This window comes from Paraburkholderia saeva (assembly GCF_907164555.1).
GTDB lineage: Bacteria > Pseudomonadota > Gammaproteobacteria > Burkholderiales > Burkholderiaceae > Paraburkholderia > Paraburkholderia saeva.
The window spans coordinates 79,298-105,477 of the sequence record NZ_CAJQZC010000005.1; the positions used below are offsets into that span (position 1 = coordinate 79,298).

Here is a 26,180-nt window from a genome sequence, read left to right on the forward strand (position 1 = left end):
GATACCGGCAAGCCGCTTGCCGTCCGTTGTTTTCATCGTTTGCATGAACTTCAATCTCCCATATCAACCTTGAACCTTCTATCAGGTTCGGACATGGGGGAATCAAAATGGCCGCACGTATCAAAGTCAAAACCGACGTTGACCCGCTTGCCAATTTTCGCAGCGTCGACCGTGGTGGACTTGCCATCTTTCTGAACCGGAGCATTCCGGCAACCTATCGCATCCAGAAAACGGAAGGTTTTCCGCAACCGTTCTATGTCAACGGTGAACCGCGCTGGCTCGTCACCGAACTGGCGCAATGGGTGCAATCACTCGCAGATGCGCGTCCGGCTGCGCGCCGGAAAGCGGCGAAGCTGAAAGTCGAACCCGCCACCACGTAACCCGTCCCCCTCGCTGGATTCGCTCACCCTTTCGGAGGGGACATGATGATGGCTGATAGACACGTCATCGCCGCCGCCTGCATGGTATGGACGGGCGAATCCCATCCTGTCCTGATGCAGATGGCAGAAATGGCAAACGACGAGACTGAACTTGCGTTTCCCACTATCGAAACCCTGATGATCCGCACCAACGCCACGCGCCGTGTGGTGTTGCGGGCGGTCGCGATGCTGCGCGATTGGGGTTATCTGGTCGATACGGGCAAACGTTGTGGTTACACAAACCGGACCATTGTCTATCGCGTGGCCATTCCGCCGAGAAAAGCTACGCGCGCCGCAATGGAAATTTTTGTGAAGAATCGGCACGCGGAATTGATGCAGCGCAAGAACGGTTTGGACAGCGAAGATGAAAGCGAAAACGATGCGCCCGCGAACAAAACAGATGGTCATTCCGCAGACTCCGTTCAACCCGGCGAAACAGGTGCAGATTCGACACCATTCAACCGGCCTAATGGGTGCAATTTTGATGCGGAAACAGGTGCAAAAACAGGGGGTGAAATAGGTGCAGATTTGCACCTCAGAACAAAAGAAGGGAAAAATATAAAAGAAAAAGTAGTCGTCAACGGCACGCCTCACCACTTATCACGCACGCGCGCGGACGCGCGCTACGCGCCTACCGTAACTGCCGGTGACGAAGAAAAAAACGATGAATTTGAAATCGGCAAAACCCCGCAACCGGTCGCATCAAAAGAGGCTATCGCGTTGATGCGCGCCGCAGTGCAACACACCGCCCGAAAGGTGAAACCGTGACCGTCGCCTTCTGCGCGACGTGCACACGCGCCTTCGAACGTGAGCGCCCGTGGATGACGCGTTGCGTGCCGTGCTGGCGCGCTGAACAGCTTGCAAAGGCATGGGACCAAAGCCCGGAAAAGGCACGGCTTGTGGAGCGTATCCGCGAACTCGAACGCGAGCGCGAAGCGTTGCGCGCGCAGCTTGCGAACGTGACGGCGCTGCTGCCTGACGATCGCACGTTGCGTCGCCTGATCCAGTGTGCACACCCGGACCGGCATCAGAACAGCGAAGCGTCGAAGCTCGCGATGCAGTGGCTTAACCAAGTGCGCCGGTTGACTGACCGGCGCGTCACGACCTGAAGGAGAACGGACATGAGTGAAACGAATTCCGCATCCGCACCAATGACCACCAAGGAACGCGACACACTGCGCGAAGCGGTGCGACTGCGTGCCCGAGTCGCGAAAGCGGACATTGACAAGCGGGCCGCGATGCTGCGTGCTGAAACGGAGGCGCAGCTATCTGCGAGATACAAGGCCGACGACGATCGCTGGGCGAAACTGGTCGATCACGCTGCGCGAGTCGGGCGGGAGGCCGACGCCGAACTGCTGCGCATCTGCAAGGCCGAAGGCATCCCGCTTGAAAACCGGCCGTCTTTCAGGTCCGGATTTGTTGATCGCGGCGACTACTCGCTTCCTGCGCGTCGTGCCGAACTGCGCAAGCTGGCCGCATCGAAAATTGACCTTGCCGTGAAAGACGCGAAACTGAGCGTCGAACGCTGGCAGGCGCAGACACAAACCGAGTTACTGGCGGGACTGCTCGGGACCGACGACGCCAAAGCCTTTCTGGCCGCGCTGCCGTCGCCCGAAGCGCTGCTGCCCGGCATGACGGCGAAGCAGATTGACGGTCTGCTTGAAAGCAATAGCAGCGTATTGCGGCTTGTCATGAATGACAGCACCGGCACCGACGACGAATGACTGCGATGCGCAGGATCATGCTCGATATTCTGATCACCGCCGCCGATGATCCGGAGCGCTTCGTGATCACCGCGCGCTTCGACGCGGGGCAGGGCGCGCATGCACGCGGCGAATACACGCGGGAATACGGCGACCCCAATGAGGCGCGGCACGACGCGCATGAACTGGCTTCCCGCTTCGCGGACTATGTGTCCCGCGATACCTTCATGACGCGTATCCACACCGACCCGGCGCAGAAATCGCCGCCGCGTCTCGATGAAATTGTCGCCGTGTTCAAGTGTGGTGATGAAAATGACAGTCAGGAAAACTGAGTAAAAGCGTATTGTTTCGACATGAAACCGGGAGTGGATCATGGCAGATGACGCAGAACGGATATACAAGCTGACCGTTTCAGCGGATCAGGCACTCGCTGAACTGAACAAGATCAGTCAGTCCGCGAAGAACACGCAAAACTCCATGGCGTCGTTCGGAAAGGAATTCAGTGGCGCGGTCAGTGCAATCAAGGGCGTGGCCGCCGGGCTCGCCGCCGCCTATGCGTCGATCAAAAGCGTGGGCGCGATTGTGGAAGCGTCAGACAAGATCCGCCAGCTTGACGGATCGTTTAAGGCTTTGCTCGGTTCCGCAGAACGTGCTGGCGACATGATGCAGCAAACCTTCGATATCGTGCGCAGCACGGGCGCGAACCTCGATCAGACCGCCAGTGCGATTCAAAAGCTGTCCATCGGCATGACCGAAATGGGCGGATCGAATGATCAGATCGCGCAACTCGCTGAAAACTTTATCAAGCTGGGCACCGTGTCCGGTGCGTCGATGGATGAAACATCACGCGCGCTTGTGCAATTCTCGCAGGGCCTCGCGAAAGGCAAATTGCAGGGCCAGGACTTCAAATCGATCCTGGAATCCGTGCCACTCGTGGCGAAGGAAATCGCTAAACAGATGCACGTGTCGGTCGGTGAACTGATCGAGATGACCTCGCAGGGCAAGGTCACTTCAAAGGTGATGGCTGAATCGCTGCTGAAGGCAACCCAGGATATCAATGCACAGTTCGCTGAAATCCCGATGACGTTTGAGCGATCGCTCAACATCATGGAAGCGGACATGACGGATTTTCTTTCGTCATTCGACAAGGCAACCGGCATCAGCAAGACGCTGGCCGAAGGGATGCAGGATATTTCGAAACTGATTGCGTTCTGGAAAACGGGACTGGACGACGCCAGTCTCGCCATGTCCGTGCTGAAGGGAACCGTGACGGTGCTGGGCGCCGCGTTCAAGGGCGTGGTCGATATCGTGGCGGGCTTCTCCGCGATTCTTCAGGCGGCGCTCTCTTCCGTGGGCGCGCTCGCGAAAGCGGCCTATGCGATCGTCACCGGCAACTTCAGTTCCGTCACCGGCATATTCACGCAATGGAAAGGCGAAGTCGCCGGCATCGACGCGAACTACAAAAAATTTGAATCGACGCTATATGACAACACCGCAACCACCACGAAGGCCGCGACTGCCGGCCGTCAACTGTCCGGCACGCTGAAGGATATCAGCACGAATCAGGACAAGGCCGCGAAGAAAACGAAGGATCACACGAAGGCACTGAAGGAACAGCTCGACGTGTTCGATCAGTGGAATAAGGACATTTTCAAAACGGCGGAAGCATCCGATCAGGCCGCGACAAAGATGGCCTATTTCGAAAAGACACTGCAGGACCTGGCCGCTGCCGGTCAGGAAGGCACCACGCTTTTCAAAACCTATTCCGATGAACTGGAAAAGCTGCGCGCCGCCGCTGATCCATTCGAAGCATTCCGGCAATCTGCGATTGCCACGCAAACGGAACTCGATCAAATCCCGCGCAAGCTTGAAATTCTGTTCGATCTGCTCGCACAGGGAAAAATCAACGGTGATGCATTCGAACAACTCGCATCCGGCCTGGACAAGGCGAACAAGACCGCGAAGGAAGGCGGAGCCGATCTGCAAAAGTGGCAACAGGCGATGATCGACGCGGGCAACGGCTTCATCAGTGATTTCGTGAACAACATTGTCGACGGCAGTTCCGCCGCATCGAAATCGTTTGCCGACATGGCTGAATCGATGCTGAAAACGATGGCAAAGATGATGCTGTCCGATGTTTTTCAACGGTTTGCGCGCGCGATGCTGTCCGCGCTACCGGGATGGAATTCGACAACTCCGGCCACGCCCCAGGCGCTGGGCGGCGTATGGCAACGCGGGGTGCAGACCTATGCGAAGGGAACCATCATCACACGCCCCACGGTGTTTCCGATGGCACGCGGAATCGGCCTGATGGGTGAAGCGGGACCGGAAGCGGTGATGCCGCTCACACGCACCACAAGCGGAAGCCTGGGCGTGAATGCGGTCATGGCTGCTTCGCCCGTGGAAATCATCATCAACAACAACAACGCGGATCAAACTGCCGTGACCACCACCACAAAAGACAACACGGACGGCTCGCGCACGATCGAAGTTTTGATGGAGCGGAAGGTAAAAACGATGATGAGCGACGGCACGATGGACAAGACCATGCGCAACACCTACGGGCTCACCCGGCAGGGGCATTGAACGTACTGGAAAATTTCTGTGAAGATCATTCAACGGCACGGCGACGCGGCGTAGCATGGCGTCATGCAAATTATGCATACGAGGCTGATATGTCCGCTATGCCGCTGCCCCCGCACGCCGCGCCGGTACCTTGTTATAACTGCACCGCTGTGGCCCGACTCGATGCGATGGCGATACGCGACGGTGAAGTGCTGCACCGCTGCCCGCACATGAATGTGAAAATCCTGATCGTGAAGCGCGACGGTGTGATCGTCGCGCAGTCCTATTCCAAACCCTGGACCCAGGCGGATCATGACGCGGCGGTAACCGCAGCCGCAGCAGACGAGTCGCAGCACGCTGAACACACGAAACTGAAATTCCGATGAATGGATGCGGGCTGCAACCGCCGTTGCCGAAAAGCCCGCACCGTTCGCTTCTTTCAACCCCTGGCCGCTGCCAACAACCGGAATCAACGTTTTCACATCAAACAGGGAGACAAACCATGTCGACCACTCTTACCCGCATTCCGGCGACCGGCGGCGCGCTTGCGCCGGTCAGTCCAAATCCCCCCGCCAGTGTGCAGCCGTCGCTTTCCAAATCACTTGCGGAAGCTGTTCGTGCTGTCACTACTGCCGGACACGGCCGTCATGTGCGGCTCGATGTATCGGTTGAGCCCAACGGTGCGGCGCGCCTGATTCTCGAAAGCCACGTTCAGGGAGATGGATCATGCTGACACGATCAGTGCTTACTTTGCGCGGACGCCAACTCGAAAGCGGTGTCGCACGAATTACCTTGGGCGATCCCACCGACGCGCAGCTTGAACAACTCGAATTGATTACACGCACAGTCAATTCAATGGTTGACGCATACGAGGCGCAACAGCGCATGGGCGATCTGCAACGCTCATTCACGGATAATGCCGATCCGGGCTCGTCGGTCGTGCGTGAACTGCCACCGCTTTCCGCCGGATACGAAATGTTCTGGCGCGGCGCGACCGTCATCGCGCGCGGCGCGCTTTCCGGCAACGCGAACCCGAATGAAGTCTTTCGAGAACTGTTCGGACGAACGCCGGACGAACGCGAAGCCCGGTTCACTACTGCCGAAGGCGGGGCAAGCGTGTTGCGTGCGGTGCAATCGCCCGCCGGAACAACGACGGAAACGTGGGCTCAGGAACTCACGCAACAGATCACCGCAGGCTTTCACGCTGACTTGGCCGCCGCTTCAATTTTGGGCGCGCTGGATTGCCAGCGTTTCACTTTCGACACTGCATCGAAGATCGTCATCCCGTACCGTTCCCGCGGTGCCGGTGCAAAAAATCTCCAGGCGCTCTTTCGCAAGGAAGGCACGGCGATCGCGATTGGTGCGTTGTCGCTCGCGTCTGCCACGCTCAGGCCGTTCGTGGCGGGACGCATTGGCACCTACAGTGACGAACTCGCGCGGCACTCGAGTCCGAACGTTGTCAACGTGATCCGAAGCGGCCTGATTGGTGACACCGCCGAAGGACTCGATTCGGTCTTTCTTTCTGCAACCGCCGGGATCACCGATACGGCACCCGGCGGATTGCTGGCCGGACTGCCCGCCGCAAACCTGGTGCCGTCGAGTGGTGCCACGCCCGCCGCGATCCAGACCGATCTGAAAGGGGCAATTGCCCGCATGTTCGCCGCACGGTGTGGAGCGAAGCCGCAATGGATCATGCATCCGCAGAACGCAATCGCACTGTCCATGCTGATCACCGCAACGGGTCAACTCGCGTTCCCTTCGATGGCACAGAGCCGATTGATCAACTATCCGGTACGGCAAAGCGTCACCGTTCCGGTCGACCAGGTGTTGCTGATCGATGGCAATGAAGTAGCCGTGGCGATCGGTGCACCGGCGATTGATCCATCATCATCGGCCACGCTGGTGGAACTCGACACGCCGCCCGTGCCGCCCGTCACCGATGGTGCTGGCGCACCAGGAGCCCCGACGCGCAGTCTGTTTCAGACTGCAACGTCGGCGCTGCGCCTGATCGTTGAAGCGGACTGGACACGGTTAGCTGACGGCGGCGTTCAGGGCATCACGGAGGTGACGTGGTGATCCGGTAATTCTTCCGGCAACCTTGTCAGGCCCGTGACGATGCTGGTCATTCTCAGGTGGCTGCTATGAACGTCACGTCAAGCTGGCGACCCGCTGGTCCGCTGGGTGACAGGTAGAGAAGATGCTGCAAGGTGAAGCGGTTTCAGCCTGACACCGCTTCTTTTTTGTCCGCACCGATCGATGGGGCGGGAAAATCGGGCCGGGGGGGATGCCTCCGAGGTCGGCACGGCGGCGCGGACCGGGCGGCGCTTCCCCGAAAGATAAAACCTCCAAAAGTCGCCCTAAATCGACCCAAACACCCGATAGCATCGCGCTATGATGTGGCTGCAACCCGCCGCAATCCCATTGTGACCGGCCCGCAAGTGGGCGCGAATATGCGTGCTCAAAATTGAGCGCACATGCGCCGCGCTACACCGTCCGCTTGAGCAGGAATTCTTGCTTGAGTGGGCCCGCTTCTGGAGACCCATCATGGCGACACGTCACGAAGCCAATGTCATCGTGCTGAAGAGGGACCGTGACCCGTGGGAGCCGCACCGCCGCCTTTCGAAGGACGCGAAAACGGTGTGGCGCGAAGTGATCGCCGCCACTACCGCCGATCATTGGGCCGAAGGTGACCGTGCAGCGCTGGAGACGTTCTGCGAAGCCGTGGCGCAACTACGCAAGCTCGTCGAGGCGCAAGTGGCGTTGCCCGCAATGCCGCCCGACGAGAACGCGGCACGCATGGCCCGCTCGCTCGCCCGCGAAATCTCCGGACTGCGGAACTGCGTGCTTGCCTTTTCGCGTTTGCTCCGGCTCGCGCCATCGACGCGCCGCGATCGTGTGGACCGCCGTATCGATGTGCCCACGCGTCCAGTGAAGCGGCGCGCGAAGGGCGACGACCTGCTCGCGTGAAATGCCGTTTCCCGCCCGCATCATCCGGCTGGAAACCGTCCGCGTGAAAAGCGAATGGTAGGGGAAGGGGCGAGGCAGCGAAAGGCTCTAATTTCGTTATTTGCCTATTTTTTAGGCAACACATGAGGGCGTTTTTCTATCGGGTAGCCGGCGGAAACTGCTTCCGTATGAACTCGCGAATGTCGTCTACGCGCCATAGCATCAGGCGATTACTGACGCGCCACGGTTGAGGAAACCGGTTCTCTTTCACCATGCGCGATATGGTGGACTTTGACACCGGGATGATCCTCACCACATCCGCCGTCCGCAACATCATTTCACCGGGCAATGTACTGATATCCAGTGGCGGTTTATCGTTGAGCATCATCGCGTTCTATCGGCATTTCATGCGGATAAGCATACCCCTTTGTGACCTATCATTTTCTATCGTGATTTCGATATCTGGCGCTGTTCAAGACGTCGAAAACAGACAACGTGAGACGGCGGAAAATTGGGTGCTAGATTGTGGGCTAAGGTCGCTGTAAAATGCGCAAAGCCTTTATAGATAGGCGGTTTGAGCCTTCAATTAGAATGACCGTCTCTCCGCCAGAAATGAATAAAAAGCCGTTGAATCTAAAAGAGATTCAACGGCTTTTTTGTTTTTTGACTCTCAAATCGGCTACAAAAAGGAGAGTCTCGTTGCAACGCGAACCGTTCATAGACAAGACCACGTGAGCGTCCTGGCGATCGCAGGGTGCCCACATCCCACGCCGCTCGAGGCGCAGACGCCTCACGGTCACCATCCGCAAATCCGCTCAACGCGTTGCGTCGAACGAGGGCCCTATGGCAAAGATCGCGAGCATCTGTGCGAGCGCTTCGGTCATCGCAGGGTCGTCGAGACGCAGCGGTCCCGGATCGTTCAGCGCCGCGTTGATCATCGTGGCAATGACGGTCTGAAACCCGATCTTCAGACGCGTCAGCACGTCCTTTTTGCCACGCAGTTCAGAAAGCCGCGTCATGCGCAGCGCAATATCGTCGACGAAGCCCTGCGCGTAGTCCTTGAATGGTCGCCAGCCATCGGTGGTGTGATCGCGGCGTTGGAGTGACGCGCGTATCACCCCGCAGTGCCGCAGGTGCCACAAACGCATCGACTCGACCACGCTGCGCGCAGCCTCAAGTGTCGACAGGCCGCCATCACGGCACTCCATCTCGCTCGCAAGCGCATCTTTTACCCGCGCGGCGTCGTCCAACGCCAGCTTTTGCAACGCAATGAAGAAAGCGTCCTTGCTTTCGAACCGACGATAGAAGGCCCCCTTCGTCAGATCTGCCTCGCTGCACAAATCGTTGATGGTCAGCGCTTCGTAGCTGATGTCGGCGAGCAACGCACGGCCCGCTTCCAGCAGCGCATCCGCCGAACGCTGACCGCTTCGGTAACGAGGTGCGACGAACCCATCCGTACTTTCGAGCGACGCCGATAACGGCGCCTTGACATGGTGTGACATGGGAAAACCCTCAGTTGACCCGCCGAATGGTACCCAATAGTATCTTTTAAAAGGATACCTCAAGGTATCAATTTGGTTTGACTGCTGGATCAATGTGGAGAAAGTCATGCAAGCAACCGGGCAAATCATTGCCGAAGCGCCGTCGACCGTGCGTTCGGCGGTCCTCAAACCGTCGTTCAGCGTCGAGCCGCTTTCACCCGCGATCGGCGTGGAGATCGGCAATCTCGATCTCACGGCGCCGCTCGATGACGACCAATATGCAGCGCTGCGCGCGGCGCTCCTCAAGCACAAGTTGCTTGTGTTCCGCGACCAGGACATCAGCCCGGCGCAGCAGGTTGCGCTTGCGCGTCGCTTCGGCGAACTGGAGACGCATCCCGTATTTCCGCATCACCCGGAGCATCCCGAACTCGTCATGCTCGGCGGCGACAGCAAGATTCCCGGTCGCGAAAACATCTATCACTCGGATGTGAGCTGGCGCGAGCGTCCGTCGATGGGGTCGATGCTGCGTTGCCTCGAATGCCCGAAGGTCGGCGGCGACACCGTCTGGGTCAATATGGCCGAGGCCTATGCCCGATTGCCCGAAGCGACCCGCAACGCGCTCGACGGTCTGCTCGCGGTGCACGATCTGCTGCCCGCATTCGGTACGCGCATGAGCGCGGAGGAACGTGAAGCGCGCCGCGTTGCGTATCCGCCCGCCACGCATCCGGTTGTGCGCACGCACCCGGAAACGGGTGAACGCGTGCTGTACGTGAATGAGGCATTCACGACCCACCTCGCGAACTACATCGAAAAGAATGACGTGAGATTCGGCTTCGATTTCCGACTCGCGGAAATGGACCTGCTGCAACACCTGTATCGCCAGGCGGCTGTGCCTGAATATCAGGTGCGCCTGAAGTGGCGGCCCAACACGATCGCGTTCTGGGACAACCGTTCGACCCAGCACTACGCCATTCAGGACTACTTCCCGGCACGCCGGCGCATGCTGCGCGCGACGATCATTGGCGACAAGCCGGTTTGAACTGTGTTGCGCCAGAGGCCGCGGAAGACCACAACATGAACCTGATCGATATGGAACGGCACGCGCAGACCGGTGCGACCGATTTTGTTGCCGAACGATTTGCGACGCTACGTAGCGCATTTGCCGCTGCGCCGTATCCCGGCTACATCGAGCGGCGCGACAAGCTGCGCCGGCTGCGCGAAGCGCTGCGTCGCCATGCGCCCGACTGCGCCAGCGCCGCCTCGGTTGATTTCGGCGTACGGGCGGCCGACGAGACGATGCTGGTGGATCTGCTTCCCTCGCTACTGCACATCGACCACCTGCTGCGGCATCTGCGGCGCTGGATGCGGCCATCGCGTCGCTCGCCGGAACTGCTCTTCAGCACCAACCGCGCGGCCGTGCAGTATCAGCCCAAAGGCGTGGTCGGCATTGTGGTGCCCTGGAACTTCCCGTTCTATCTGGCACTTGGGCCGCTCGCGACTGCGCTTGCGGCGGGCAATCGTTGCCTCATCAAAACGTCCGAGTACGCGCCGCACGCATCGCGTTCATTACGCGCCCTGCTTGCAGATGCATTCGATGAGGATGAGGTGTGCGTCGTCGAAGGCGATGCGGAGTGCGCGAAACGCTTCTGCGCGTTGCCCTTCGATCACCTCGTTTTCACGGGTTCGCCAGCGGTCGGGCGCGAGGTCATGCGAGCGGCCGCCGACAACCTCACGCCTGTCACGCTCGAGCTGGGCGGCAAATCTCCCGCGCTCGTTTCCCGCTCGGCGAACCTCGCGCGCGCCGCGCGGCGAATCGTGCATGGCAAGACGGTCAATGCGGGCCAGGTCTGCGTCGCGCCCGATTATGCGCTGGTACCGCGCGAGCAGGTCGATGCTTTTACGGCCGCTGCGGCACATGCGTTCGAACAGCTGGTGGGCGCCGGCGAGCGCTACACCTCGATGATCAATGCGCGCGCTCATCGTCGCATGCTCGATCTCGTCGACGATGCGCGTGCGCTCGGCGCGAAGGTGACGGTCTGCGGACCGGTCGACAACGAAGGCCGCCAGATACCGCTGCACATCATTACCGGCGTGAAGCCGCAGATGCGCATCGCGCGTGAGGAGATCTTCGGGCCGCTGCTCCCGGTGATCGGCTACGCAACATTCGACGAGGCGCTCGCGCATGTCCGCAGCGGCGAGCGGCCGCTGGCGCTGTACTGGTTCGGGACCGACAGCAGCGAGCGTACGCGCGTGCTGCGCGAAACCCACGCAGGCGGCGTCACGTTCAACGACTGGGGCTGGCATGCGATGAATCACTCACTGCCGTTCGGCGGAATCGGCATGTCGGGCATGGGCAACTACCACGGCGAAGAGGGCTTTCGCGAGCTCTCGCACGCAAAAGCGGTGTTCGCCGAGCATCGCTGGTTTCCGGTCGAACTGTTTCATCCACCGTATGGCCGCGCCGTGCAGCGCGCGGTATTGCGATGGTACTTCGGCTCGCGCGCCTGAGCCGGATCGTCGAACCAGCAACAGGCGCGACACCCTCGCACGTCTTACCTCGGAATCCATTGTATGCAACGCACTTATCGGCCCGCGCGTGCCTGGTTCATGGCGGCCATGTTGTTCCTGCTCGTCGCGATCAATTTCATCGACAAGGTGGTGCTCGGCCTCGTCGCCGCTCCACTGATGAAGGAACTCGGCCTGTCGCCGTCGCAGTATGGACTCCTTGCGGGCTGTTTCTTCTTCCTGTTCGCGCTGACCGGGGTGGCCGGCGGCTTCCTCTCGAACCGTTGGCCCACGCGCTGGCTGCTGCTTGCGATGGCCGTGCTGTGGTCCATCGTGCAGTTGCCGATCGCCTGCAGCTCGTCGCTTGCCATGCTGGTTGCGTGCCGCGTACTGCTCGGCGCGGGTGAAGGACCGGCCCAGCCCATCGCGATTCACGCCTGCTACAAGTGGTTCCCGGATGACAGGCGCAATCTGCCGGTCTCCGTATTCCAGATGGGCGGCGTCTTCGGCATGGTCGTCGCTGGCATTGCCGTGCCGTGGATCAATGCGACATGGGGCTGGCGCAGCAACTTCGTCGTGCTGGCTGTGCTGGGGCTGGCCTGGGCAATGCTGTGGCTCGTCGTCGGTCGCGAAGGCCCGCTCGATGCGCCCGCGGCGACACCCGCAGCAATGACAGATACGGCGGTCCCGGTTTCGCGCATGAGCTATCGAGCGCTGCTGACCGATCGAACCGTGGTCTGCATTATCGCGCTGCATTTCGCTGCCTTTCTGACGCTGGCGCTCGTGTTGACGTGGTTGCCTGCCTATCTGAATCAGGGAATGGGTTATACGCCGCGTCACGCGGGGCAGGTGTTTGCCGCGGTGCTTGTCGCCAGCGCGCCAGTGAGCCTTGTGCTCTCCGCGTGGTCGCAGCGCATGATGAAGCGCGGCATACCGTCTCGCATCGCACGTGGCGCTTTCGTGTGCGGTTGCCTTGCCGTCGGCGGCGTGCTGCTCATAGCCATTGCGGTATGCAACATCGGTCCCACCGTGAAGGTTGTCCTGATCGCCCTGGCGGTCGCGACCACGCCGATCATCTATTCGCTCGGACCCGCGATGATCGCGCAGATCGCGCCGCCCGCGCAGCGCGGTGCCGCGCTTGCGATCGAGTATTCAGTGGCGTGGATTGCCGGCATTGTGGCGCCGCCTGTGGTCGGCTGGATGATCCAGAACGCTCACGGCAACGTCGCGGCCGGCTTCGAGAAAGGACTTCTGCTGACCGGCGCGTTGCTCGTGGTACTCGCCGCAGGCGGTTTCAAGGTGCTGAACCCGGAACGGTCGCTGGAGCGGCTCGCACGCCGCCTCGTCGCGTGACGGGCAGGCGCATACGCAGGATGCAGCCATCAGCTATTCCAACAGGCTGCTGCCGATAGTTTGACAATCATGACGGGGGAGACAATGAAGCAAAGCGGTAAAACTTTGCGCACGCGTGGCGCGAAGACACGTGTAGCACTTGCGCTGGCAATGGGGGGACTGGGAGGCGTTGCACACGCCCAGTCGTCAGTCACGCTATACGGTCTGGTGGATACGGCAGTTCGTTATACGACCCACGCCAATGCTGCGGGGGACGACAAGGTACAACTCGCCAACGGCGGCGTCAGCGAAAGCCATTGGGGTCTGCGCGGCGCGGAAGATCTGGGCGGCGGCAACAAGGTCGTGTTCCAGCTTGAGGATCGTTTTTTCGCTAACAGCGGCGTATCCGATCCGGCCTATCCGTTCTTCAACACGGCGTTCGTGGGGCTTCAGTCCTCCACGCTCGGCCGGCTGACGCTCGGACGGCAGACCAATCCGCTTGCGGATGCTGTGCTCCAGACGTACGTGAGCGCCCCCTGGTTGCCGACGGTGTATCAATTCCGTCCCGAAGTCGGGATGGCCCAGGGTGTGTGGACCAGCAACATGGCGAAGTACGCGGCCAGCTGGCACGACGTGAGGCTCGAACTGTCCTACGCGTTCGGCGGCACGGCGGGTTCGTTCGGTGCGGGCAGCCAGATTGGCGCATCGCTCGCGTATGTGCCACAAGGTCCGCTGCGTCTTGCCGCCGCCTATCTCGACGCACGCGATGCCGTCAACGCGGGCGCGCATTTCAAGGCGTGGACGGCCGGTGCGGCTTATTCGTTCGGCAATACGAGTGTCAACTTCGGTTGGGCACAGAACCGCGAAGACAGCGGCTTTGTCGGCAACTTTCCGAATGGACCGTTTTCCGTCGCGCAGCTCACTGCCCTCAAGTTCAATACGTTCTCGTCGCGTGAGATGTTCTTCGGCGGCATTTCGCAGAGCGTCGGCCATGCGACGCACCTGTCGGCGAACGTCTGGCGCACGCTGCAGGATGGCAAGACCCAGAGCGGCGACGGCAATGCGACCCAGTTTCAACTGCTGGCGGACTACAACCTGTCGAAGCAGACGGACGTCTATCTGGAGGGCGACTACTCGCTATATCGCGGTGGACTGATTGGCGCGCAACTGCAGGGCTTTTGCGGAGTGAGCGCAGCGGCGGGTTCGACGCAGCTGGGCATGATGGCGGGGCTGCGCCACCTGTTCTGATTGGGCACGACACGGGCACGCCCGTGTCGGCAATGCGGCAAAAAGGAATGAGCGGAATGGAATGGAAAACTCACGACGTCACGAACGTCGTGCCTGAGTTGCGGGACTACAACCTCTACACGAGCGACATCGCGCTTCAGGAAGCGGTGCGGCGCGCCGGCGGCGGCGCGCACGAACCGGAGCTGAGCCGGTACGGCGAACAACTGGGTCTCGCAACGACGTTGCACACGGCCGAGCTGGCAAATCGCTGCAAGCCGGAGTTGCAGACCTTCGATCGTCAGGGTCAGCGGATCGATCGCGTGGAGTTTCATCCGGCGTGGCACACGATGATGAAGATGCTGCGCGAACAGAATCTCGTTGCGCAACCGTTCTCGGATTCGCGCGCGGGGGCATGGGCGGCCTACGCCGCAGGCTTTTCGATGCATGGTCAGATCGAAGCGGGTTCGCAGTGCCCGACGTCGATGACCTTTGCCAGCATTCCGGTGCTGAGGAAGGACGCGGAGGTATTCAGGGAGCTGTCCGCGAAGCTCTACTCGACCACCTACGACGCACGCGACGTTCCGATCGCGCAGAAGGCATCGATTCTGGTCGGCATGGGGATGACCGAAAAACAGGGTGGCTCCGACGTGCGCGCGAACACGACCCTCGCCACGCCGCTTGCAGGAAGTGCAGGCGGGCGTGAGTATTCGCTCGTCGGGCATAAATGGTTTTTCTCGGCACCGATGTGCGACGCGCATCTCGTGCTTGCGCGGACGGCGAGCGGTATGTCGTGCTTCTTCGTGCCCCGCTTCCGGCCTGACGGCAGCAAAAATGCGGTTCATATTCAGCGGCTCAAGGACAAGGTGGGCAACCGCTCGAACGCGAGCAGCGAAGTCGAATTCCTCGGCGCTTGGGGGCGCATGATCGGGGAAGAAGGGCGCGGCGTTCCCACCATTATCGAAATGGCGACCCATACGCGGCTGAACTGCGTGATGGGCAGCACGGGCATGATGCGTCAGGCGCTGGTGCAGGCGGTTCATCACGCGCGCGGGCGTTCGGTGTTCGGCAGAACCCTCGTGCAACAGCCGCTCATGCAGAACGTGCTCGCCGATCTCGCGCTCGAAAGCGAAGCTGCCACCCATCTGATGATGCGGCTTGCCGAATCGTTCTCGCATGCCGGCGATGATCCATTGCAACGCGCGTACAGGCGCATCGTGACGCCCGCTGCAAAGTACTGGGTGGCCAAGCGCGCGATCGAACACGCCGCCGAAGCGATGGAGGTGATCGGTGGTAACGGCTACATGGACGACAGTCCAACGGGGCGCCTTTTTCGCGAGGCACCGGTCATCTCGATCTGGGAAGGTTCGGGAAACGTGATGGCGCTCGACATGATGCGCGCGATCCAGCGCGAACCGGACGCGGTGGCGGCGCTGGTCGAAGATCTGCGTTCTTTCTGTCACGCGGACGCGCTATTGCGCCGCCACCTCGATGCATTCGTCAACGCGCTGAAACTGGACGACGCCTCTTTCGAGCGGCAGTCGCGGCGCGAAGCGCAGCGGCTCATCTTGCTGGTTCAGGCACGCCTTGCTGGCGACCATGCGCCTCAGGCCGTGAGCGACGCGTTTATCACGAGCCGCTTCGACGCCGAGTGGGGACGCACCTTTGGCCTTTTGCCGCGCGATACGCCGTGCGCCTCGATCATCGAACGCGCATGGCCAATCTGAAAACTTTCGCCTGAGAACGATCCAGTCATGAACATCATTTCGCTTTTCGACGACCACGTCCGGCAGCAGCCGGACAAACCTTTTCTGCGCTACGCAGGCCGCACTTACACCTATGCACAGGTCGACGATCTGTCGCGCCGCGCGGCCACTGTCCTGATTCAGCATGGTGTCGGGACGGGCGACCGGTTTGCATTGATGTGCCTGAATACGCCGGGCTTCATGATTGCGATGCTCGGAGCGTGGCGTATCGGTGCGGCCGTGGTGCCCATCAATCACAAACTGCAGGCACCCGAGGTTGACTACATCCTCTCGCACGCGCGCGTCAAACTCGCGCTCTTCGACGGCGCACTCGCGCCCGTGGTCGAGCGGCTCACACATTCGGTCCACAGGCTCGGTACCGAAAGCGAATTGCCGGGACATCCGTCGTTCGACGCGCTTCTCGAACACGCAGCGGCATTCGACGGGCCGCCGCCGGCCGATGAGTCGATTGCCGAGGTGCTCTATACCTCGGGCACGACGGGCCGTCCGAAGGGCTGCCTGCATAGTCACCGCAGCGCGTGTCATGCCGGCGAAACCGCCGTGCGCGCCGCATCGATGGAGCAGAACGAGCGCACGTTGATCGCCATGCCGCTCTGGCACTCGTCGCCGTTGAACAACTGGATGCTGGGGACACTTTACGTCGGTGGCACGATTGTGCTGCTGCGTGAATATCATCCTGAGGCATTCCTGCGGACGGTTCAGGACGAGCGTGTGACGTTGTATTTCGGTGCGCCGGTCTCGTATCTGCTGCCGCTGCAGATGGGACTGAACGTCGCCGATTTCGACCTGGGCTCCGTGCGCGCGTGGATTTATGGCGGCGGCCCAATCGGCGCCGAAACGGCGCGACGACTGATGAACGCTTATCGCAGCGAGCGCTTCTATCAGATGTTCGGCATGACTGAAACCGGACCGGCGGGGACGGTTCTTTATCCGGAGGAACAGATCGCGAAAGCCGGGTCGATTGGGCGTGTGACAACACCGGGTGCGGAAATGAAGATCATCGGCAAGGACGGTCGCGAAGCGAAGGCGGGCGAGGTTGGCGAAATCTGGCTCAGATGCAGTTCGTTGATGCAGCGCTATCTCGACGCGCCCGATGCAACTGCCGAAGCCATCGTGGACGGATGGTACCGGAGCGGCGATCTGGTACGCGTAGACGAGGACGGCTATCTGTTTGTCGTCGACCGCAGCAAGGACATGATCGTGACCGGCGGAGAGAACGTGTATTCGAAAGAAGTCGAGGATGTCCTGATCGAACACCCCGCCGTGCGCGATGTGGCGGTCGTAGGGCGCCCGCACCCCGAGTGGGGCGAAACCGTCGTCGCCTTCATCGTGCCCAATCCCGATGCGACGGTCGATCGCGACGCGATCAATGCATGGCTCGCGCCGCGGCTGGCGAAGTACAAGATTCCGCGCGAATACCTTGTTAGGGAATCGCTGCCGCGTACTCCGACCGGCAAGCTGACGAAGGCGTCCCTGCGCGCGTGCGAGGCGTGGGATCCGTTGTAAGCGGTCTGGTCCGTTTCCTTGACTTCAACGTCCGTTACCGGTGGCCGTACGGACGTTGGTTCGATTCTGTCGAGCGTCTCTTCAGGGCGGAGAACTGAGCCAGTCAACCCTAAACTGGAACGACGACCATGAGGCCATGAGCGAAACGCATGAATCGCTGCGGTGCCTGAATATGCGGGAAAACTAGAGGCGCGCATTCTTGCGAGTCTGGATATATTGAATGCCACGGGGTAATCGCGTGGCGAGAGGCATCTTCCTGCAAGTCCCCATCTGTGGCGCATCGACCCGCGTGTGAGACACGGCCCCTGGTGTCGGCGACACGAACATCGTTGCGAGGAGAAGCGGTGGTGACCTATGGCGAACTGCACCGGGCCATTCTGAACAACATCCCGGACCAGGCGTGGCTAAAGGACACCGAGTCGCGCTACATCCTCGTCAACGACGCTTTCATTGTTGCGTGCGGGCGCGCCGAGAAGGAGATCATCGGTAGCACGCCCGACAAGGTCTGGTCGTCCGAATGGGGGCGGGTGTATCTGTCGACAGATCGCGCCGTGCTCGCAAGCGGCGAGCGGCGACGCTACGAGGAAAGTCGCAACGGCCCCGACGGCACACCGCGCTGGTTCGATACCGTCAAAATGCCGATCCGTGGTGCCGACGGAAGCATCGTTGGCACGGTCGGCATTTCGCGCGAAATCAGCGATCTCAAGCGCTCGGAAATGGAGCTGCGCGATTCACGTTCCCAGTTGCGGCAACTTTCAGCTTATCTCCAGTCAGTACGCGAAGCTGAACGTACGCGTATTTCGCGCGAACTGCATGACGAGCTGGGTCAATTGCTGAGCGGACTGAGGCTCGGCCTGAACTACCTGCAAACGCAGGTGGAGGAGGCAGCGTCCGGTCAGGCCGATCAGGTGCGAATGCTGAAGGATCTGGTCGACGTCACCATGGATGCAGTGCACCGTATCGCGTCCGACCTGCGTCCGGCTGTGCTCGACGAGTTGGGGCTGCACGCTGCGCTCGAATGGCTCACGGAATCGTTCGCGCAACACAACGGTCTGCCGTGCGAACTCCGGCGGGAAATGTCGGAGGAGCTCATGCACGGTCTCGATGCTGAGCGGAGCACCACGATCTTCCGCATCGTCCAGGAGGCGCTCACCAATGCAAGCCGGCATGGGCATGCCTCGCGAGTGGTCGTTGAGATCGAGGCGCGCGACGGCGACTGCCATCTGGCGATCGCCGACGACGGCTGCGGTATGGACACCGCCCGGGTTGCAGGCAGCCGCAGCCTCGGTCTGCTGGGCATGCGCGAGCGCGCGCTGATGCTCGGCGGACAATTGAGCGTGGAAAGTCGCCCCGGGCACGGCACGCGCGTGGCCGCCCGCATTCCGCTGCGCGCCGTAACGAACGAAGGCGCAGTCTCATGATGCGGGTCATGATCGCCGACGACCACGCTATCATTCGTGATGGTCTGAAAAAGATCATCTCCACCGCGCAGGATATGTCTGTGGTCGCCGAAGCGATTGACGGCGCAGACGTCGTCGACAGGCTTCGCAGCACATCCGTCGATGTGCTGCTGCTCGACATGTCGATGCCGGGCAAGAGCGGTATCGCGCTGATCCAGCAGATCAAGGCGAACCATCCGTCACTGCCGGTACTGGTCCTGAGCATGTATCGCGAATCGCAATACGCGGTGCATGCGATGCGGGCGGGCGCGTCCGGCTACCTCACCAAGAATGTCGAATCCGGGCAGCTGATCGGCGCGATCCGCAAGGTGGGTCGAGGCGGCACAATTGTCTCGCCACTGGTAGCCGAAAAGCTCATCCAGCAGTTGCACCGGCCTGCCAGTTCGTTCCCGCATACGCTCCTCACGGCTCGCGAATTTCAGGTTTTCCAGATGCTTGTCGAGGGCGCCGGCATCAACGAGATCGCGCACCGCCTGTCGCTGTCGGCCAAAACGGTCAGTACCCACAAGTCGAACATCCTCACCAAGATGGACATCCCGTCGACCGCCGGGCTCGTTCACTATGCCATCCAGCACGGGCTGATCGTTGCCGGCGCCGACGCCTGAGTCCCGTTCGCGTTGTGCAGTGCGTCTCGGGAAATTCCTGGACGAAAACCAGCGAATCCCGATGCCCTGCGTGGACGGGCGCGCTTAATCTTTTCTCACCGCGGTCGTCGCCGCGAGCCGGAAAAGGTCGCTCCCGACATGCGCGCGATGTTCGCCGGCTCGCCAGAAAACACCCTTCCAGTCGATCCATCAATCAAGGAGACCACACCATGCATGTGGACCTGCTGATCAATAGTGTATGCATTCGCGACGACGACCCGCTCGTCGACATCGCCATCCGTGATGGACGTATCGTGGCGCTGGAGCAGGGGATCGACGCATCGTCCGATGAGGTCATCGACGCCGGCGGCCGCGCCGCGATCCCTGGTCTGATCGAAGCGCATCTGCATCTGGACAAGGCACTGCTCCATCGCCGGCTGCCAGCGCGTTTCGGCACGCTCGATGAAGCCATCCGCGTAACCGGCATCCTCAAGAGCAGGCAGGAACGCGAGGACGTGCTCGACCGTTCCCGCCAGGTGCTGGACATGGCCGTGAAGAATGGCACGGTCGCGGTGCGCGCGCATCCTGACGTCGACCTGATCCAGGGTTTGATCGGTGTGGAGACGCTTCTTGCACTGAGATCCGAATACGAGACCCTGCTCGACCTGCAGATCGTGGCATTCCCGCAGGAGGGCATACTCAAGTCGCAGGGCACGCACGAGCTGATGATCGAAGCATTGAACATGGGCGCGGACGTGGTCGGCGGCTGCCCGTATAACGAACTTAACCCGGAAGACACGAAGCGCCACATCGACGTGGTGTTCGAACTGGCGCAGCGCTATGGCGCGCCGATCGACATGCATGCGGACTTCGCCGACGACACGAGTGACCCGCGCTTCGCAGCGATTTCATATATCGCGCAGAAGACCATCGAGACGGGATACCAGGGACGCGTGGCGCTCGGGCATGTCACGAGCCTCGGCGCGCTCGATCCCGATTCGCTGAAGCCCGTTATCGAGCAGATTCGCGAGGCGGGCATCAGCATTGTGACGTTGCCCGCCACGGACCTCTATCTGGGCGGGCGCAAGGATCAACAGAACCAGCGGCGCGGCCTCACGCCTGTCAAGGCATTGCATCACGCGGGCGTGAACGTCGCCTATTCGTCGAACAACGTGCGTAACGCATTCACGCCGTTTGGCAAGGCCGACATGCTGCAGATCGGCAATCTGCTCGCGCACGTCGCGCAGTTCGGTGTGCCCGAGCATCAGCAGGCCATCCTCGATATGGGCACGCACAACGCCGCGCGTGCAATCGGGCTCGAACGGAACTACGGCATCGCTGTGGGCAAGCAGGCCGATCTCGTCATTCTCGATACGTTCAGGGTCGCCGATGCGTTGCTCGATATTCCGCCTCGGCTGTGGGTGGTCAAGCGGGGGCGCATCACCGTCGTGACCCACCACCACTGCGAAATTCACCGGCATTCATGTTGTTGTGCGCAATGAAGTTCACCAAAACTCAAGGAGACAATCATGAAGAAGCTGCCTGCGGAAATTGTCGCATCGTTGCTGGCCGTTACGACCATTCCAATCGCCATGTTGCCGTTACATCTGCCGCCTTGGGCGATCTTCATCAGTTGGGCCGCGACGTTTGCGATGGGCGGCCCCACGGCGCAAAATCTCAGGCGCATCTGGCCGACGTTGCCGGTAGGATCGTGTTTCGCGTTTCTCATCGTGCTCGGTTTCGAGCAGGCGGCCAGACAGTTCAGCGGGAACTCGCTGGTCCTCGCGCAAATGGTGATTCTCTTCACGCTGAACGGGACGATGATGGCGCTCGCGAGACTCTTTGTCGCGCTCAACTTCATCCCGGGGATGTTCTTTGGTTTTGCGACTTACTTTGGCACCCTCTTCGGCGGCTTTGGCCCGGTCGCGCATGACCCGGTCACTGCACTGGGCGCGGCCATCGCAATGAATGCGCTGGGGCCGGCCTACGCCTGGGTGAAGGAACGCTACTCCGCGCCGGAAGCGACCGCTCATCGCTGGTGGAAGGGCTGGAAGCCGGAAGCCCGGTGACGGGTTGAGAGGACGGTCGCGGCGCGTGGATCGCTGCGACCCAGACGATATATACAAGGTGGAGGCAGCATGACGTTCGTAGCCGAAGCGCAATCGGGAAGCAATGTGACGACGCAGCCGGAGCGCCTCGCAGGCGCGGCTGCGCCGGCCGGCAGCGCGGCATTCGGAGGCGCTGCCGGTAAAGGCAGCGTGGCCGATGCGACCGGGCTGGCGCAATCGACGCGCGGCATGGTCACCAGTCCGCACGGGCTGGCGAGCGAAGCGGGCCTCGAGGTGCTGCGCGCAGGCGGCAACGCCATCGAGGCCGCCATCGCCATCGGCGCGGCATTGAGCGTGACGTACCCGCATTTCACGGGCCTCGGGGGCGACGCGTTCATGGTGATCAGCGACCGCGCCGGTAACGTCCGCACACTCTCGGGGATCGGCCAGGCCGCCGCGCGGGTGCCCGACTATCAGGGCGCCATCCCGGTGCGCGGGCCCGCCGCGGCGCTGACGACGGCGGCCACCGTTGCCGTCTGGGACAAGGCTTACGCATTCAGCCGTGCGGCGTGGGGCGGCAATCAGGGATGGTCGTCATTGTTCTCCCGCGCGATCGGGTATGCCGCCAACGGCTTTCCGGTCACGCCGTCCCAACATTTCTGGCAGGCGTTCCGCGCGAACGAGCTCTCGAACTGGCACGGCTTCGCGCAGGTCTTCATGCCGGATGGACGTGCCCCGCAGGCCGGGGAGCGATTCTTCCAGCCTGCGCTGGCGCGTAGCCTCGATGCCATTGCGACACATGGCGGTCGCGAGTTCTACGAGGGCGATCTCGCAGCACGGATTGCCGCAGGCCTTAAGCAGGCAGGTTCGCCGCTTACGCTGGACGATCTGGCACGTGCGCAGGCCCGCGAGGAAGTGCCGCTGCGCGTGGCCTATCGCGACGGTGAACTGCTTGGTTTGCGGCCGCCGACGCAAGGTGTGACCACGCTCGAAATCATGGGCATCCTTGAGCGCTTCGACTTCGCCGCCATTCCCGAAGGGAGCGCCGACTACTATCACGTACTCGTCGAAGCCATAAAACTGGCGTTTCTTGACCGCAACCGCTACGTCGCGGACCCGGACTTTGTCGACGTGCCTGTTGACCGTATGCTGTCGGCTGCCACGCTCGATGCGCATGCACGTCGTATCCGCATGGATCGGGCCATGCCGTGGTCGCATACGTTCAAGACGGGCGACACGGTGTATATCGGCGTGGCGGATGGTGACGGCAATTGCGTGAGCATGCTGCAAACGGTGTACTTCGACTGGGGCAGCGGCGTCGTCGCTGGCGACACGGGCGTGTTGTGGCACAACCGGGGCGCGTCGTTCAGTCTCGATGCGGCGAGTCCCAACGCATTGCGCGGCGGCAAGCGGCCATTTCATACGCTTAACCCCGGCATGTATCTCAAGCAGGGGCGCCCTCATCTGCTATACGGCACGCAAGGCGCTGACGGACAGCCGCAAACGCTCGCGGCGGTGCTCACGCGTCTGATCGACTACGACATGGATCCACATACGGCGCTCGGCCGGCCGCGGTTTCTGCTGGGCAAAACGTTCTCGGACAGCCGTGACAGCCTGAAGCTCGAAGAGGACGCCGGCGAACCCGTCTTCTGCGAACTGGCTGCCCGGGGGCACCAGCTGAGTCCGATTCCCGCACAAAGCCAGTTGGCCGGACATCCCGGCGCGATCCGCATCGATGCGCAAGGGCTGACGGGCGCACACGATCCGCGCAGCGACGGGCGAGCGCTCGGCCTGTAAGACATCGCCGTGCAGGACGCGCGCGAAAAAGAGGGCCCACGGTGCGCGCACGGAACAAAGCCCGTTTGCGTGACGGACGCCGCCTGCGCTCTCGTGTGCTTGACGCTTAGATCGCCGACGACAGTCGAGCGTCGCGCGAACACTATGGCCTTCTGAATCTCCCCGTCGATGGATCGATGAGATGCGCGAAGGCAACGAGGGCGGCAATTGCCAGCGGCGCCGCGATCAGGACAATGGTGAGCATGCGAATCCCCGTGCTGGTCGTTTCTATTTATATGATTCATTCTGCGCCGGCGTCGGCGATGCTTCACTACGGGCTTACCCATGCGGGAACGTTTGCGGGCTCTGAAAATCGGGGGGTACGCCTGACTTTGGGTGCCAGGGGCGAGGCCTGGACCAGTAAACGAGTTTCCTCGAGGTAACGGAATCATGGTCCCGATCTCCCGACAGCGCAGGTATCCAGGACCTGACCCGCTCCCGCAGCCACGCATGGGCCGGACCGCCGTCGAACTTCCATCGGCAAATTCGGCGCCGTCCACGCGAACGATGGACCGCATCCGGCCTCGCCACCCCCACAGTTTGATTTGCGGCCCTGCACGCCATTGCCTAATATGACTTGTGCGCCGCACAACCGGCGCGCCGGGTTCAATGAACGTGGCACCGGCCGTGGGACGCGCCAATCCCGCGGCTGGCAAACCGGGACGCGATATGAACGGAAAGCACGCCAAATACCAGCGCCTGATCGATTTCTGCCGCACGCTCGCGCCTACGCCGACGGCCGTCGTGCATCCATGCGACGTTACCTCGCTGGAGGGCGCAATCGAGGCGGCCCGCCTCGGGCTCATTACACCGGTTCTCATTGGCCCACGCCAGCGGATCGAAGATATCGCGCGCGAGCACGGTATCGAAATCGCGGGCGTGCAGATCGTCGATGCGCCGTTCAGCCACGCGGCTGCCGCACTGGGCGTGCAGATGGTACTGGAAGGCAAGGCCGAGGCGTTGATGAAAGGCAGCCTGCACACCGACGAACTGATGGGCGCGGTCGTGCGGCGCGAGGGCGGCCTGCGTACCGCGCGCCGTGTCAGTCACTGTTTTGTCATGGACGTGCCCGGCCACGAGGAGGCGTTGATCATCACGGATGCCGCCGTCAACATCACGCCGACGCTCGAAGAAAAAGCCGACATCCTGCAAAACGCCATCGATCTCGCGCATGCGCTGAATGTGGATGAAGTACGTGTCGCGATCCTCTCGGCGATGGAGACCGTCAATCCGAAGGTGCCTTCCACCGTCGAGGCGGCCGCGCTGTGCAAGATGGTCGACCGGCGGCAGATTACCGGCGCGCTCGTCGACGGGCCGCTCGCGCTCGACAACGCGATCGATATGGAAGCGGCGCGCATCAAGAACATCGCTTCGCCGGTGGCGGGGCGCGCGAACGTGCTGCTCGTGCCCGACCTCGAAGCGGGCAACATGCTCGCCAAGAGCCTCTCGTTTCTTGCAGGCGCTGACGCTGCGGGCATCGTTCTTGGCGCTCGCGTGCCAATCATCCTGACGAGCCGCGCCGATTCGCTGATGACCCGTCTCGCGTCCTGCGCCGTCGCCGCGCTGGTCGCGAAAGCCCGCCGCGAAAGCGGCAACGTGCTGGGGTGATGCCGTGGCCGATCTGATCCTTGTCCTGAACGCGGGTTCGTCAAGCATCAAGTTCAGCGTCTTCGAAGCGGACGCACGCAGTCTTCCATTGCTGCTGTCCGGCCAGATCGAAGGCCTTTTCACGGCGCCGCATTTCATGGCGCACGATGCGCACGGCGAGGACGCGGGCTCGAACACCTGGCCGGAGCATACGAAACTGGGCCACGACGGCGCGATCGCCTACCTCATCGACTATCTCCGCGCGCATCGCGACAATCACCGGCTTGTCGCGGTGGGGCATCGGGTCGTGCACGGCGGAATGCGCTTTGATAAGGCCGCGCTCGTCACGCCGGACGTCATCGCCGCGCTCGAGAGCCTGTGTCCGCTTGCGCCGCTGCACCAGCCTCACAATCTCTCGCCGGTCCGGAGCTTTGCCGCGCTGCGGCCGGACCTGCCGCAGGTCGTGTGCTTCGATACCGCGTTTCATCGCGCGCAGCCCGAACTGGCGCAGGCATTCGCGCTGCCGCCTTCGATCACCGGTCTCGGCGTGCGACGTTACGGCTTTCACGGGCTCTCGTACGAATACATCGCGGGCGTCCTCGGCGAATACGATCCGCAGGCTGCCACCGGGCGCACCGTCGTCGCGCATCTTGGCAACGGCTGCAGCATGTGCGCGATCGCGGGTGGCCGCAGCGTTGCGAGCACGATGGGTTTTACCGCCGTGGACGGATTGCCGATGGGCACGCGCTGCGGCAGTCTCGATCCGGGCGTGATCCTGTATCTGGTCGACGAACTCGGCATGGACGCGCGCGGGATCGAAGACCTCATCTACAGGAAGTCCGGGCTGCTGGGCGTATCCGGTGTATCGAGCGACATGCGCGCGCTGCTTGCGAGCGACGAGCCGCGCGCGCAATTCGCGGTCGACCTGTTCGTCTATCGCATCGGCCGGGAACTGGGTGCGCTCGCCGCCGCGCTGAACGGGCTCGATGCGCTCGTCTTTACTGCCGGCATTGGCGAACACGCCGCGGTGATCCGCGAGCGCGTGTGCCGCGACGCGCAGTGGCTCGGCGTCACGCTCGATCCGCGGGCCAACGCGGCGGGCGGTCCATGCATCAGCACAGCGGACAGCAGAACCCGCGCGTGGGTGATCCCCACGAACGAGGAAGCGATGATTGCGCGTCATACGCTCGAAACCGTCGGCGCCACGCATCGCTGAAG

General features: G+C 61.7%; 25 protein-coding genes. 23 read left to right on the plus strand and 2 right to left on the minus strand.

All coding sequences use genetic code 11. The annotated features are described in order from the left end of the window. Positions 1-107: 107 nt before the first annotated feature. The 10 genes from LPA36_RS14735 to LPA36_RS14780 all read left to right on the plus strand — a co-directional run bounded on the left by LPA36_RS14735 (position 108) and on the right by LPA36_RS14780 (position 7,654). On the plus strand, positions 108-380 hold the full coding sequence (locus LPA36_RS14735; protein WP_228877742.1) for a hypothetical protein: 273 nt from the start codon (positions 108-110) through the stop codon (positions 378-380). Between the two features lie 42 nt (positions 381-422). Further along, entirely contained in the window at positions 423-1,187 is a 765-nt protein-coding gene (locus LPA36_RS14740) for a helix-turn-helix domain-containing protein (protein ID WP_228877744.1), read from the plus strand. Continuing rightward, positions 1,184-1,528, plus strand: a complete 345-nt coding sequence (locus LPA36_RS14745; protein ID WP_228877745.1) for a hypothetical protein — start codon at positions 1,184-1,186, stop codon at positions 1,526-1,528. Before LPA36_RS14740 ends, LPA36_RS14745 begins: the two co-directional genes overlap by 4 nt. A 12-nt stretch (positions 1,529-1,540) precedes the next feature. Next, positions 1,541-2,143: a hypothetical protein gene (locus tag LPA36_RS14750; protein ID WP_228877746.1), complete on the plus strand. Its 603-nt coding sequence runs from the start codon at positions 1,541-1,543 to the stop codon at positions 2,141-2,143. A 62-nt stretch (positions 2,144-2,205) separates the two neighbouring features. Further along, on the plus strand, positions 2,206-2,454 hold the full coding sequence (locus LPA36_RS14755; RefSeq protein WP_228877747.1) for a hypothetical protein: 249 nt from the start codon (positions 2,206-2,208) through the stop codon (positions 2,452-2,454). A gap of 40 nt (positions 2,455-2,494) precedes the next feature. Next, on the plus strand, positions 2,495-4,708 hold the full coding sequence (locus LPA36_RS14760) for a tape measure protein (RefSeq protein WP_228877750.1): 2,214 nt from the start codon (positions 2,495-2,497) through the stop codon (positions 4,706-4,708). After that, positions 4,705-5,073 carry a hypothetical protein gene (locus tag LPA36_RS14765; RefSeq protein ID WP_228877753.1) on the plus strand — a complete coding sequence of 123 codons (369 nt, stop codon included), beginning with the start codon at positions 4,705-4,707 and terminating at the stop codon, positions 5,071-5,073. Before LPA36_RS14760 ends, LPA36_RS14765 begins: the two co-directional genes overlap by 4 nt. A 116-nt stretch (positions 5,074-5,189) precedes the next feature. Further along, positions 5,190-5,420, plus strand: a complete 231-nt coding sequence (locus LPA36_RS14770; RefSeq protein WP_228877756.1) for a hypothetical protein — start codon at positions 5,190-5,192, stop codon at positions 5,418-5,420. After that, the gene (locus LPA36_RS14775; RefSeq protein ID WP_228877759.1) at positions 5,414-6,763 is read left to right on the plus strand and encodes a phage major capsid family protein; all 1,350 of its coding nucleotides are present in this window, start codon (positions 5,414-5,416) and stop codon (positions 6,761-6,763) included. The genes LPA36_RS14770 and LPA36_RS14775 overlap by 7 nt, the downstream gene beginning before the upstream one ends. Before the next feature lie 468 nt (positions 6,764-7,231). Next, entirely contained in the window at positions 7,232-7,654 is a 423-nt protein-coding gene (locus tag LPA36_RS14780) for a hypothetical protein (protein WP_228877762.1), read from the plus strand. Between the two features lie 136 nt (positions 7,655-7,790). Here the strand turns inward: LPA36_RS14780 and LPA36_RS29600 are convergent, their stop codons facing one another. Beyond that, positions 7,791-8,021: a helix-turn-helix transcriptional regulator gene (locus LPA36_RS29600; protein ID WP_407674285.1), complete on the minus strand. Its 231-nt coding sequence runs from the start codon at positions 8,019-8,021 to the stop codon at positions 7,791-7,793. Between the two features lie 427 nt (positions 8,022-8,448). Next, positions 8,449-9,243: a TetR/AcrR family transcriptional regulator gene (locus tag LPA36_RS14785; protein WP_228877766.1), complete on the minus strand. Its 795-nt coding sequence runs from the start codon at positions 9,241-9,243 to the stop codon at positions 8,449-8,451. Here LPA36_RS14785 and LPA36_RS14790 point away from each other — a divergent pair. From LPA36_RS14790 to LPA36_RS14850, 13 genes are all read left to right on the plus strand, one after another. Then, positions 9,242-10,153, plus strand: a complete 912-nt coding sequence (locus LPA36_RS14790; RefSeq protein ID WP_228877769.1) for a TauD/TfdA dioxygenase family protein — start codon at positions 9,242-9,244, stop codon at positions 10,151-10,153. The two genes, LPA36_RS14785 and LPA36_RS14790, sit on opposite strands and share 2 nt — an antisense overlap. A gap of 35 nt (positions 10,154-10,188) precedes the next feature. Further along, a complete protein-coding gene (locus tag LPA36_RS14795; RefSeq protein ID WP_324250941.1) occupies positions 10,189-11,622 on the plus strand; it encodes a coniferyl aldehyde dehydrogenase in 1,434 nt (477 codons plus the stop codon). A gap of 63 nt (positions 11,623-11,685) precedes the next feature. Continuing rightward, positions 11,686-12,972 carry an MFS transporter gene (locus tag LPA36_RS14800; RefSeq protein ID WP_228877772.1) on the plus strand — a complete coding sequence of 429 codons (1,287 nt, stop codon included), beginning with the start codon at positions 11,686-11,688 and terminating at the stop codon, positions 12,970-12,972. 84 nt (positions 12,973-13,056) lie between these two features. Further along, positions 13,057-14,199 (plus strand): porin, encoded by a 1,143-nt coding sequence (locus LPA36_RS14805; RefSeq protein ID WP_228877773.1) that lies wholly within the window; start codon positions 13,057-13,059, stop codon positions 14,197-14,199. A 56-nt stretch (positions 14,200-14,255) separates the two neighbouring features. Beyond that, complete coding sequence (locus LPA36_RS14810) at positions 14,256-15,902, plus strand: acyl-CoA dehydrogenase family protein (RefSeq protein ID WP_228877774.1); 1,647 nt, start codon at positions 14,256-14,258, stop codon at positions 15,900-15,902. A gap of 27 nt (positions 15,903-15,929) precedes the next feature. Beyond that, positions 15,930-17,447, plus strand: coding sequence for a class I adenylate-forming enzyme family protein (locus tag LPA36_RS14815; protein WP_228877775.1), 1,518 nt, complete (start codon positions 15,930-15,932; stop codon positions 17,445-17,447). Positions 17,448-17,794: 347 nt separating this feature from the next. Then, positions 17,795-18,868, plus strand: coding sequence for a PAS domain-containing sensor histidine kinase (locus LPA36_RS14820; RefSeq protein ID WP_228877778.1), 1,074 nt, complete (start codon positions 17,795-17,797; stop codon positions 18,866-18,868). Next, the gene (locus LPA36_RS14825; RefSeq protein ID WP_228877782.1) at positions 18,865-19,512 is read left to right on the plus strand and encodes a response regulator; all 648 of its coding nucleotides are present in this window, start codon (positions 18,865-18,867) and stop codon (positions 19,510-19,512) included. Before LPA36_RS14820 ends, LPA36_RS14825 begins: the two co-directional genes overlap by 4 nt. A gap of 209 nt (positions 19,513-19,721) precedes the next feature. Further along, on the plus strand, positions 19,722-20,993 hold the full coding sequence (locus LPA36_RS14830; RefSeq protein ID WP_228877785.1) for an amidohydrolase family protein: 1,272 nt from the start codon (positions 19,722-19,724) through the stop codon (positions 20,991-20,993). 27 nt (positions 20,994-21,020) lie between these two features. Next, positions 21,021-21,560, plus strand: coding sequence for a DUF1097 domain-containing protein (locus LPA36_RS14835; protein WP_228877786.1), 540 nt, complete (start codon positions 21,021-21,023; stop codon positions 21,558-21,560). Between the two features lie 69 nt (positions 21,561-21,629). Continuing rightward, positions 21,630-23,336 (plus strand): gamma-glutamyltransferase, encoded by a 1,707-nt coding sequence (ggt, locus tag LPA36_RS14840; protein ID WP_228877788.1) that lies wholly within the window; start codon positions 21,630-21,632, stop codon positions 23,334-23,336. Between the two features lie 648 nt (positions 23,337-23,984). Next, complete coding sequence (locus LPA36_RS14845; protein ID WP_267478607.1) at positions 23,985-24,983, plus strand: phosphate acetyltransferase; 999 nt, start codon at positions 23,985-23,987, stop codon at positions 24,981-24,983. 4 nt (positions 24,984-24,987) lie between these two features. Then, entirely contained in the window at positions 24,988-26,178 is a 1,191-nt protein-coding gene (locus LPA36_RS14850) for an acetate/propionate family kinase (protein WP_228877791.1), read from the plus strand. The last annotated feature ends 2 nt before the right edge of the window (positions 26,179-26,180 follow it).